Source organism: Alphaproteobacteria bacterium (assembly GCA_019695395.1).
Taxonomy (GTDB): Bacteria; Pseudomonadota; Alphaproteobacteria; order JAEUKQ01; family JAIBAD01; genus JAIBAD01.
In genome coordinates this window covers 1-11496 of the sequence record JAIBAD010000052.1, presented here as the reverse complement: position 1 = coordinate 11496, position 11496 = coordinate 1, and the positions used below count along the sequence as shown (strand labels likewise).

Genomic DNA, 11496 nt, shown 5'->3' with positions numbered 1-11496 from the left:
TCACGAACAAGCGAAAGAGCTGGAAATTTATGAACATCGGGTTTTGTAAAAGTCAGCTCACTGATTTCAGCCAAATCTAAACGTTTGGAAGGTGTAGAAATTCTTTGTTTTGGCCATGATAAAGCATAAGCAATTGGTATGCGCATATCAGGTGTACCAAGCTGGGCTAAAACAGATCCATCAATATACGAGACCATACTGTGAATTATAGATTGCGGATGAATAAGAATATCTATTTTATCTTCTGGTAATCCAAAAAGATGATGGGCTTCAATTAGCTCTAGTCCTTTATTCATCATTGTCGCTGAATCAATAGAGATTTTAGCACCCATTGACCAAATTGGATGGGCTAAAGCCTGCGCAGGTGTGACATGTTCCATCATATGATTTTCCATTAAACGAAAAGGTCCACCAGATGCGGTTAGTATAATTTTTTCAACATCTTTAACTTTATCAAAATCAAATACCTGAAAAATTGCATTGTGTTCAGAATCAACTGGTAACATAACCGCATTATGTTTTTTAACAGCCATCATCATAAGTTCACCAGCACAAACGAGACATTCTTTATTAGCTAAAGCAACCATTGCGCCACGTTGCACAGCAGCCATAGTAGGTTCTAATCCGGCAGCACCCATAATAGCTGCCATTACCCATTCGGCTGGTCGTGCAGCCGCTTCAACTACGGCTTCTTCACCAGCAGCAACTTCAATATGAGTACCAAATAAAATATTTTTTAATTCTTGATATTTTTTTGAATTAGCAATAACTGCAGTTTTAACATTTAATTGACGCGCCTGTTCTGCCAACAATTCCACATTATCTTTAGCTGTTAAAGCTTCAACAGAATAATAATTTGAATGGCGCTGCAAAAGATCAACTGTACTTTTACCGACAGAACCAGTTGAACCAAGAATAGTAATAGTTCTTTTATAATGTTTAGAATTTACTTCTAAAGCAGAAACTTTTTCCATTGTCATAGCCAGATTATTATTCCTCCGCTTTTAAAAAACGTAATTATGAATAAAGCAATACTTGCTGACAGTAAACTATCTATACGATCCAAAACACCACCATGCCCTGGAATAAGTTGACCACTATCTTTAACGCCATATTTTCTTTTAAGCATAGATTCAATAAGATCCCCTATTTGGGCTATAATAGCAAGAATAATAGTTATAATAATCATTTGTGTCATAATATGGGCGGATAAATTAATTATTTTAATAAAAAAATAAGTTGTTAAAATAGCAAAAACCGTACCTCCTATAAATCCTGCCCAAGTTTTATTGGGGCTTATTCTCGGAGCTAATTTAACACCACCTATCCACCTACCTATAAAATATCCCCCTATATCTGTTGCCCATACTATTAATAAAAGCCATGTTAAAATAAGTGATCCATTATCTTCTTTTAAAATAGAAATAAGTGAGAAAACGGCAGCAAAAATATAAAGATGCCCTACATATATAAGAAAAGCATCACGTTTGTAATAAATAAGAAAAACAAGCCATGTAAAAAATCCCGACCCTATCCAAATTCCTACTATTCCAAGCCAATTAATCGGAAAAAACAATATAAAAAATATTGCACAAGAAATAGAACAAAGAGCTAAAATTAAAGGAAAATTATTAAAAGAACTATTTTTTAGACAAATTTTTACCCATTCATAAAAGGCAAGATTGGCTAGAATTAAAGATAAAAATCCAAACCACATATATCCTTTAAATATACAGAAAAAAACTATTAATCCTAAAAAGAAAGCTGAAATTATCCGTTTTTTAAGCATCATTTAATTATTACTTAGATGATCAAATTGATACTTTACCATAACGTCTTTGCCGATTCTGATATAAGGCAATAGCTTCAGTAAAATCTTTTTTACCAAAATCTGGCCAATAGACATCAAAAAATACAAATTCTGCATAAGCAGATTGCCACAATAAAAAATTACTAATTCTTTTTTCACCACTTGTTCTTATAACCAAATCAGGATCCGGCATTGTTGATGTCATTAAATATTGGCTAAATACCTGATCATTAATTTGATCTGAAGTTAATAAACCTGTTTTTATATCATGGATAATAGTTTTTGTTGCCTGAAGAATATCGCGGCGCCCACTATAGCTTAATGCCACTGTTAAAAATAAATTTGTATTATGGGATGTTTGTTTTTCTGCTTCCTTAATTAAACTAATAACAGATTGATTAAAAGGAGAAATGTCACCTATAACTTTTAGACAAACACCATTTTCGTTAAGAGAATCTATTTCTTTTTCAAGATAAAAAGTTAACAATTTTATAAGTTCGTCAACTTCTTCTTCAGGTCTTTTCCAATTTTCCCATGAAAAGCCAAACAAGGTCAGGTATGGTATTTTTAATTCAAGCGCTGATTCAATAGTTTCACGGACAGCTTTCATTCCCTGCTGATGTCCAGAAATCCTAGGTAATCCTTTATTTTGGGCCCATCGTCCATTACCATCCATAATAATTGCAATATGGCGTGGTATAACAGCATTGATAAGCTTTAAAGAAAAATCATTCAAAAAAAATCCTTAATCTTATACATGCATAATTTCTTTTTCTTTATGAGCAAAAATTTCATCAATTTTTTTAATATGTTCATCCGTTATTTTTTGTATGTAATCGGATTTTTGATGATGTTCATCTTTGGAAAGATCACCTTCTTTTTCCATTTTCTTTAAAATATCCATACCATCACGTCTTACATTTCTAACTGCAACACGAGCTTGTTCTGCATATTTATTAGCTATCTTTGTCAATTCCACACGTCTTTCTTGGCTAAGTTCGGGAATTGGCACTCTGATAATTTGTCCATCTGACATGGGGTTTAGCCCAAGTCCTGCATCACGTATAGCTTTATCTACAGCTGTAACTAAATTACGATCCCACACTTGTACCGTGATCATTCGTGGTTCAGGTACACTAACTGTACCTGTTTGTGATAATGGCATATCACTTCCATAAGCATTGACAACAACTGTATCCAACAAATGAACCGAAGCACGTCCTGTTCGCAATCCTGCAAACTCTCTTTTAAGAGCCTCTACTGAACTTCCCATGCGGCGATTAATCTCATCAATTTCGTGTTTTAAATTTATCATAATTTCAATCTTTTTTATAATTGTTAATGATCAATTAACCTTCAATAATAGTAAAATCACCTTTATTTGTTAATACATTTGCTAAACAACCAGGTTTATCAATAGAAAAAACTATAATCGGTATATGATTTTCACGTGCTAAAGATATAGCTGCTGCATCCATAACTTTTAAATCTTTAGATAAAACATCATGGTGGCTAAGTTTTTGATAACGAACCGCGTCTTTGTATTTTGTTGGATCTGCTGTATAAACACCATCAACCTTCGTACCTTTTAAAAGGGCTTGGCATCCCATTTCTGATGCTCTTAATGCAGCGGCCGTATCTGTTGTAAAAAAGGGATTTCCTGTGCCTGCTGCAAAAATAACAACCCTACCTTTCTCCATATGACGTTGAGCTCTACGCGGAATGTAAGGCTCACATATTGTGGACATAGGAATAGCAGATTGAACCCGTGTTACAACACCTAATTGTTCTAAAGCATTTTGCATAGCTAAAGCATTAATTACTGTTGCCAACATACCCATATAATCAGCAGACGCCCTTTGCATACCCTGGGCAGCACCTGCAACACCACGAAAAATATTTCCGCCCCCAATTACCAAACATATCTGAATACCAAGTTTATGGGCATTTGCTACTTCTTCAGCCATTCTGTTAACCATAACAGGATCTAGACCAAAATCTTGTTTTCCCATTAAAGCTTCGCCAGAAATTTTAAATAGTATCTTTGTGTATTTAAGATCAATCATAAGAATTCGGTTTACCAAATATATAATTAAAATTTTATACTATTTTAATTGAGCTGCAACTTCGTTAGCAAAATCTTTTTCTTCTTTTTGTATACCTTCACCCAAAGCCATTCTTACAAACCCTGTTAGATGTACAGGCTTGCCAGCTTTTTTAGATAAGTTTTCAATCACGGATTTAATTTTGCTTTCACCATCTATAACAAAGGTCTGTTCTAATAAAACAACTTCTTCGTAATATTTACGTAACCTACCTTCAACCATTTTTTCAACAATATTATCTGGTTTTCCAGAAATTTTTGCTTGTTCTGCAAAAATACTTTTTTCATGTTCAATAAGTTTAAAATCTAAATCTTTGATAGATAAAGCCAAAGGCGATGTTGCAGCAATATGCATAGCAAGTTGTTTGCCTAACGTTTTTAATTCATCAGAATTCACTTCCGATTCAAGGGCAACAAGAACCCCAATTTTACCTAGATTAGGAGTTTGGGCATTATGAATATATCCTGCAATAACACCTTGTTTCACAGATAATTTAGCCAGACGGCGTAAAGATAAATTTTCTCCTATTTTAGCAATCAAATGCACAAGCTGTTCTTCAACAGATGTATTGGTTGTTAAATAAGAAGTTTTTTTAAGGTTTTCTGTATCATTAGCCTTTAAAGCAAGCTTAGATACATTTTCAACAAATTGCTGAAATTCTTGATTACGTGCCACAAAGTCTGTTTCTGCATTAACTTCAACAAGAGCAGCTTGCGTACCCTCAATAGCTAAACCGACCAAACCATCTGCTGCAATTCTACCTGCTTTACCCGCTGCAGAAGATAACCCTTTTTTTCGCAACCAATCTATAGCAGATTCAATATTTCCAGCTGTTGCATTTAAAGCTTTTTTACAATCCATCATGCCAGCACCAGAAAGCTCACGCAATTCTTTGACTAGTGACGCAGAAACTTCGGTCATATTCTTTTCCTCATCTATATAAAAATTCAATAATTTATCTTCAAAAAGAGCTATAAATATAACTCTCTCTATAATGATTAAGCTATAGAAGATTCTTTAACTAACTGTTCTTCCACTTCTGGTATTTTTTCATTAGGTAAATTTTCTGCATCACCAACATCAATACCAGATGCAATTGCTTCTTGTTGAAGCCCATCTAAAACCGCTTCTGCCATCAAATCACAATAAAGATTAATCGCACGCGTCGCATCATCATTACCTGGTATTGGATAATCAACACCTTGAGGATCTGAATTACTATCTATAATAGCAATAACAGGAATACCTAATTTATTGGCTTCAGCAATGGCAATTCTTTCTTTAATTGTATCAATAATAAAAAGGACATCAGGCTGTCCACCCATCTCTTTAATACCACCCAAAGCCCGCTCCAATTTATCGCGCTGTCTTGTTAATTGTAAAAGCTCTTTTTTTGTCAATCCAGCAACATCATTAGTAAGACGTTCTTCTAAATCTCTTAGACGTTTAATTGAATGGGAAATAGTTTTCCAGTTTGATAACATTCCTCCAAGCCAACGGTGATTAACATAATATTGACCACAACGTTTTGCCGCCTCAGCAACCTTATCACTGGCTTGACGTTTGGTCCCAACAAATAATACACGTCCCCCATTTGCTGTAGTACTTCTAACTGTTTCTAAAGCTTGACGTAATAAAGGAACAGTTTGACCAAGATCAATAATGTGAATATTGTTACGAACCCCAAAAATATAGGGGGCCATTTTGGGATTCCAACGTCTTGTATGATGACCAAAATGAACACCAGCTTCTAAAAGCTGACGCATAGAAAAACTAAATGAACTCATAATAAAACCTCTTATTCCGGTTGAGCCTCCGCAATACGATGTATTTAAAAATAATTTTAAACACCGGATAAGTTTTATAAAAAACTATATTGCGTGTGAATTTAAATTAAAAATCCTATTATTTTCTTATTAATGAAGAAAAATATAGAATTAATCTAATCTTCATAACGATTTAAATAGCTTTTGACAAGTATATTATTACATAAATTAACACTTTAACCATCTATATGAATACTATTGGAACTTTTAATAACATACATTATTTTAAACCAATCAAATTAATCTTATAATATGTAGAGGGAATAAAATGGCTAAAGTTAAAAGAAGAGATTTAATTATTGGAACTGCCGTTGGAATTACAGCACTTGCAACCAATTTTCCTAAACCTGCTCTTTCCCAAGGGTTAATGGAATGGAAAATGGTTACAAGTTGGCCCAAAGGACTACCTGGATTAGGGACTGGGGCCGAACGACTTGCAAAACGTATTAGTGATTTAAGTAATGGGCGATTAACAATTAAAGTATATTCTGCAGGCGAACTTGTCCCTGCCTTACAATGTTTTGATGCTGTTGCTTCTGGTACAGCAGAAATGAGCCACGATGGTTCATATTATCATCTTAGCAAATCTGCTGGGTGCGGATTTTTTAGCGCTGTACCTTTTGGTATGACCGCAAATGAATTGAATGCCTGGGTTTATTTTGGAGGCGGACAAGAATTATGGGATAATCTTTATGATGGTTTTGGTCTTAAAGGTTTTTTAGCAGGTAATACAGGGGTCCAAATGGGCGGCTGGTTTAAAAAAGAAATTAAATCAGTTAATGATTTAAAAGGTTTAAAATTTCGTATGCCTGGTCAAGGTGGTCAAGCATTAACCAAACTTGGCGTTACAGTTGTTAATGTTGCAGGGGGAGAAATTTTTGCAAATCTTCAATCAGGTGCGATTGACGGTGCAGAATGGGTTGGACCATATAATGATTTATCTTTAGGTTTTTATAAAGTAGCAACTAATTACTATTGGCCCGGATTTCATGAACCTGGTACAGGATTACAATGCATGATCAATAAATCAAAGCTTTCTTCCTTGCCCCAAGATCTCCAAGAAATAATTGATATTTGCTGTAAAGCAGAAAATGATTATATGTTAGCTGAATTTAATGCTCAAAGTGCCACTTCTTTACAAAGTCTTATTAAAGATCATGGGGTAAAATTACGCCAATTTCCTAAAGATGTGCTTCAAGCTTTTGGTAATGCATCTGGCGAAGTTATGCAAGAAATATTGGATAAAGGTGATGAAAAAAGCAAAAAAATTGCTCAATCTTATTTAGCGTTCCGAGATAAAGTAAAAGAGTGGACTAGAATATCAGAACAAGCTTATACCAATGCAAGGCTTTTAGATTTTAAATATCCAAATTAATTTTTAATATATAGCGAAGATAATTTAAATTATCTTCGCTATTTTCTTTATTGTGCGGGAACAAGATCATTAATATCAGGTTCTATAATATCAGGTTCTATAAAACCACCCTTTTGATTTTGTTGCTGCTCAATACCTATTTGATTTTCTTGATAAATTTTATTAGGAAGCCAAGTAGCTAAACCAGGAAAAATCCATAACATACCAAGACCAATTATTTGTAATATAACAAAAGGCACAATGCCCTTATAGATATGTGTAGTTGTAACATTTTTGGGTGCAACACCTCGAAGATAAAATAAAGAAAAACCAAAAGGTGGGGTCAAAAAGCTAGTTTGCAAATTTACACCAAACATGACACCTAACCATATTGGGTTTACATTTTCAAAAGAAAGCAAAACTGGTGCTGTAATAGGCACGACAATAAAAATAATTTCAAAAGTATCAAGAAAAAAACCCAAGATAAACATTAAAGTCATCACTGCTAAAATAGCTGAAATTTCTCCACCTGGTATAGAAGATAAAATGTCATGAACAATTTTTTCTCCTCCCAACCCTCGGAATACTAAAGAAAAAACAGATGCTCCCAAAAGAATTACAAATACCATCGAACTAATACGTAAAGTTGACCGCATAACTTGTCTTAAGACATCTAATGAGAATTGTCTTTTACATAGAGCTAAAATGATCGAACCTACCGCACCTACTGATGCTGATTCTGTTGGTGATGCAATCCCAGCAATGATAGAACCCAAAACTGCTATAATTAATAAAAGGGGTGGAAATAGAGCAATAATAACTTTCGTGGGCAATTGCTTCTTTTGTTCCGCCGTCATAATCAAAGCAGGCGCAGAAGATGGTTCAAATATAGCCTTTATCGCAACCCAAGCAATATAAAGTAAGGATAAAATTAACCCAGGAATAAATGCACCTATAAAAAGATCACCTACAGAAACAGGTTCTGGTGTAAAATTACCTTTGGCCATTTGTGCTGTTGCGTTTGCACTTTGTAAAAAATCTGCAATAAAAATTAATACTGTTGATGGAGGTATAATTTGTCCTAAAGTACCTGATGCACAAATAATACCTGTGGCTAATTTTGGGTCATATCCAGCTCGTAACATAGCAGGTAAACTTAATAACCCCATTGTGACAACCGTGGCTCCTACTATACCTGTCGAAGCAGCTAATAAAGCGCCAACAATGATTACTGAAATACCAAGGCCACCACGCAATGAACCAAAAAGCTGTCCCATGGTTTCTAAAAGTGCTTCAGCAATTTTAGAACGTTCTAACATAACCCCCATAAAAACAAATAATGGGACTGCTACCAACACTTCGTTAACCATTGTACCAAAATAACGAGAGGCAATACCAGTTAACAACGAGAATTCAAACGCACCAAATTTATACCCAATTAAGGCAAACAATAAGCCAATACCAGCTAAAGTAAAAGCTACTGGATATCCAATTAAAACAGCAAAAATAGTTGCTAAAAACATACCAAGCGCTAAAAACTCGCCTATTGTATGAACATCCATATCTATTTCTTTCCAATTGTCTCTGTTTTAAGCTATTGGCTTAGCTTCTTCTGCTTTTATAATATATTTTTCAAATCCCAAGATAATTAAAAGGCTTTTCAAAAATAAAGAAATACCTTGCAAACCAACCAAAATACAAAAAATAAAAATAACTAATTTTAATAAAAAAAATCCTTGTAATCCGCCTGCTTGAGATGAACTTTCTTTTAATTGCCAAGATAAACTTATAAAAGACCAACCAAACCAGAAAATAACACCTAACCAAGGAAAAAGGAAAAATAATGTACCAAATAAATCTGTCCAAGCCCTAGATTTTTGAGACATAGGAGAATAAAAAATATCCACACGAACATGATCATTATGTAAAAATGTATAACCTGCCCCAATCATAAAAACGACAGCATGCTGCCATACATATAATTCTTGCATCCATACAAAACCCATAGAAAAAATATAGCGTAGAATTACTACTAAGAAACAAGTAAGAACTGTTCCTAAAGTAAGCCAAGAAATGAAACGTCCCATATATTCATTTAATGTATCAATAGATTTGATAGTAAGAACTAAAAATCTCATAAAATCCCCATTTATTCCAATTATATATTAGGCTATTGGTAAAAACAATTAGTCTGATAAAAAATCAGCCAGATTTATTGTAGCACTTCCAGGTTTTAGGGGTTTAGGTTGAGAAGAATGGGGACGCCATCCTAAAAAATTAATAATTTCAAAATTGGCTTCAATAATTTCGGAACCATTTTGATTAAGTTTTTTCTTATATATTTCAGCAGCTCTTAAAAATATCTTACGATTTGTAATACCAGAAAACCTAGCTAAAAGATTATTATTTTCACCCATAGCTTGCAAATCATGCATAAGAGTAAATAGATTTTTATATTGCACTGTAATAAGTTGGCTATCGGTTACAGAAAGGTTAAACCCAGCCCGCTGCATCAAATTACCCGCAGTTTGCAAATCAATAAATGGGATCACTCTTGGACTTGCACCTCCCGTAATTTCACTTTCAGCCTGGAGCAATACTTCTCTTAGCAAATTTAATGTTTGTCCCCCAAAAACAGAAGCTAAAAATAAGCCATCAGGTTTTAACAAATGGTAAATTTGTGCCAAACAGCCAGGCAAATCATTAATCCAATGGAGATTTAAATTGCTAATAATTAAATCAAATATATGGGGACGAAAAGGAAGATTTTCTTCATCCAAACACACCGTACATAGAAATTTATGGCGTTTTCTTTGCGCTTGATAACACATTAAATAGGACAGATCCGTTTGAATATAAAGATCAATTGGATATTGTTTAACCAAAAGATCAACAATTTCCCCACGACGGCATCCTAATTCAAGAATTGAGGTAAATGATCTTTGAATATCAGCAAGTTTATCAATTAAAAATTCAGAACCTTGAACAAAAAGAAAATTATTCAAAGGATCTTTTTGTGCTGCGCGGTTGCGATGTAAAGTTAGGATTTTTCGATCAAAAACATGCATAATATTTACTAAGTTAACCCTGTTAGATGGTTAATTAATTTTTTAGAATTGTAAATAAAAATGTACTATTAAATATATTTTATATATAAAGACTAAAACCTCAATTTTAATATCTTTTACTTTTATGTCCCTAATAGCTTATGAACCAACTATATAATCTTATTAAACAACTTTTTAAATCTGATACATGTCAACGTTTAATAATTTTATTAATTATTGGAATGATTTGGCAAATTTTTGCCTTATATATTCATCATAATGTACGTAACGGTCATTTACTTTTCCCAACCATCACTGAAACAATTGAAGTTTTTGCTGATCTTATTACAACACAAGAATTTATAGGTAAAATTCTTTTAACAATTTACATTTTAACTTATTGTTTTTTTATTGGTTCTATTCTTGCTTTTATTTTTTCAACTATAAGTATTACAAGCCACATTGGGCGTAATGTTATTGAACTGATAGCTTTTCCTATGTCGAGTTTACCCGCAGTAGCATTAATTAGTGCAGCTATATTAGCTTTTAAATCAAATTTCACTGGAACAGTTTTTGTTGTAAGTAATGCCGTTTTTTGGACTGTTTTAGCTGCCACACATGCAGGCTTTACTCATGTACCTAAGACACTAAAAATGGTAGGACAAAATTATGGCCTTAATCCTATCTTACAAGTTTTTTTGATATTATTTCCTGCATCCCTACCCTCTATTCTTACAGGATTACGTCTTGGAATTAGTCGTGCATTTCAAGCCTTTGTAGCGGTAGAACTTGTTTTAGGAAGTGTATCTGGCAAAGGTGCACTTGGTTTTTTTATTGCGGAAGCAAAAAATAACTATCAACCTCCCCTTGTTTATGCGGGGTTATTTGCCATTCTTTTCATTTCTTGGATAATTGATGCAAAGCTTTTTGGATGGATTGAAAAACGTACCGTTATTAAATGGGGAATGAAAAATTTTTAAAGCTTTTCTATCATTATATTTTATATTACAACATAGTATTCATTAACAATTATGGGAGATTAAGTAATGAAAAAAAACATATTTGGTATTCTTTCAAGTTTAATTCTTTCAAGTTTTTTTTATAATGCTTATGCAGCTGATGACCTAAAAAGCATAACCTTAGATATCCAAAATGGGAGTAACTATATGGGTATGCATGTTATGAAAGAGATATTCTGGTCAGATATTGCAAAAAAAAATGGAATTACCACAGAACTAATTTTAAATAAGGTTGGTGGGCCTGGTGTTGCTGTTGATCGTTTTTTATCGGGAGCAAATCAAGGAATGACCATAAGTTACCCATTAATTTTAAAAATTAATGAAAAAACTAATGG

At 33.4% G+C, this 11496-nt stretch carries 13 protein-coding genes; 3 read left to right on the top strand and 10 right to left on the bottom strand.

Going from position 1 to position 11496, the window contains the following annotated elements; genetic code table 11:
• From dxr to rpsB, 7 genes are all read right to left on the bottom strand, one after another.
• Positions 1-980: 1-deoxy-D-xylulose-5-phosphate reductoisomerase (gene dxr, locus K1X44_08130; protein MBX7147260.1), on the bottom strand; the 980-nt coding region annotated here is incomplete at its 3' end.
• Positions 977-1792 carry a phosphatidate cytidylyltransferase gene (locus tag K1X44_08125; GenBank protein MBX7147259.1) on the bottom strand — a complete coding sequence of 272 codons (816 nt, stop codon included), beginning with the start codon at positions 1790-1792 and terminating at the stop codon, positions 977-979. The genes K1X44_08125 and dxr, both read right to left, overlap by 4 nt.
• 19 nt (positions 1793-1811) lie before the next feature.
• Positions 1812-2486: a di-trans,poly-cis-decaprenylcistransferase gene (gene uppS, locus K1X44_08120; GenBank protein MBX7147258.1), complete on the bottom strand. Its 675-nt coding sequence runs from the start codon at positions 2484-2486 to the stop codon at positions 1812-1814.
• Between the two features lie 75 nt (positions 2487-2561).
• Entirely contained in the window at positions 2562-3083 is a 522-nt protein-coding gene (gene frr / locus K1X44_08115) for a ribosome recycling factor (GenBank protein ID MBX7147257.1), read from the bottom strand.
• 76 nt (positions 3084-3159) lie between these two features.
• Positions 3160-3876 (bottom strand): UMP kinase, encoded by a 717-nt coding sequence (gene pyrH, locus K1X44_08110; protein ID MBX7147256.1) that lies wholly within the window; start codon positions 3874-3876, stop codon positions 3160-3162.
• 39 nt (positions 3877-3915) lie between these two features.
• Entirely contained in the window at positions 3916-4836 is a 921-nt protein-coding gene (gene tsf, locus K1X44_08105) for a translation elongation factor Ts (GenBank protein ID MBX7147255.1), read from the bottom strand.
• Between the two features lie 77 nt (positions 4837-4913).
• Positions 4914-5702, bottom strand: coding sequence for a 30S ribosomal protein S2 (gene rpsB, locus K1X44_08100; GenBank protein MBX7147254.1), 789 nt, complete (start codon positions 5700-5702; stop codon positions 4914-4916).
• 307 nt (positions 5703-6009) lie between these two features.
• On the opposite strand from rpsB, the gene K1X44_08095 reads away from it, so the two are divergent.
• Positions 6010-7116: a TRAP transporter substrate-binding protein gene (locus tag K1X44_08095; GenBank protein ID MBX7147253.1), complete on the top strand. Its 1107-nt coding sequence runs from the start codon at positions 6010-6012 to the stop codon at positions 7114-7116.
• 47 nt (positions 7117-7163) lie between these two features.
• Here K1X44_08095 and K1X44_08090 read toward each other — a convergent pair whose 3' ends face one another.
• From K1X44_08090 to K1X44_08080, 3 genes are read right to left on the bottom strand one after another with little or no spacing between them, the layout of a single operon-like run.
• On the bottom strand, positions 7164-8657 hold the full coding sequence (locus tag K1X44_08090) for a TRAP transporter large permease subunit (GenBank protein MBX7147252.1): 1494 nt from the start codon (positions 8655-8657) through the stop codon (positions 7164-7166).
• A gap of 27 nt (positions 8658-8684) precedes the next feature.
• Entirely contained in the window at positions 8685-9233 is a 549-nt protein-coding gene (locus K1X44_08085; GenBank protein ID MBX7147251.1) for a TRAP transporter small permease subunit, read from the bottom strand.
• Between the two features lie 48 nt (positions 9234-9281).
• The gene (locus K1X44_08080; protein ID MBX7147250.1) at positions 9282-10163 is read right to left on the bottom strand and encodes a methyltransferase domain-containing protein; all 882 of its coding nucleotides are present in this window, start codon (positions 10161-10163) and stop codon (positions 9282-9284) included.
• 140 nt (positions 10164-10303) lie between these two features.
• Here K1X44_08080 and K1X44_08075 point away from each other — a divergent pair, with 140 nt between their 5' ends.
• Positions 10304-11122, top strand: a complete 819-nt coding sequence (locus K1X44_08075) for an ABC transporter permease subunit (GenBank protein ID MBX7147249.1) — start codon at positions 10304-10306, stop codon at positions 11120-11122.
• A 66-nt stretch (positions 11123-11188) separates the two neighbouring features.
• Positions 11189-11496 (top strand): hypothetical protein (locus K1X44_08070; protein ID MBX7147248.1); only part of this gene is annotated, 308 nt, incomplete at its 3' end.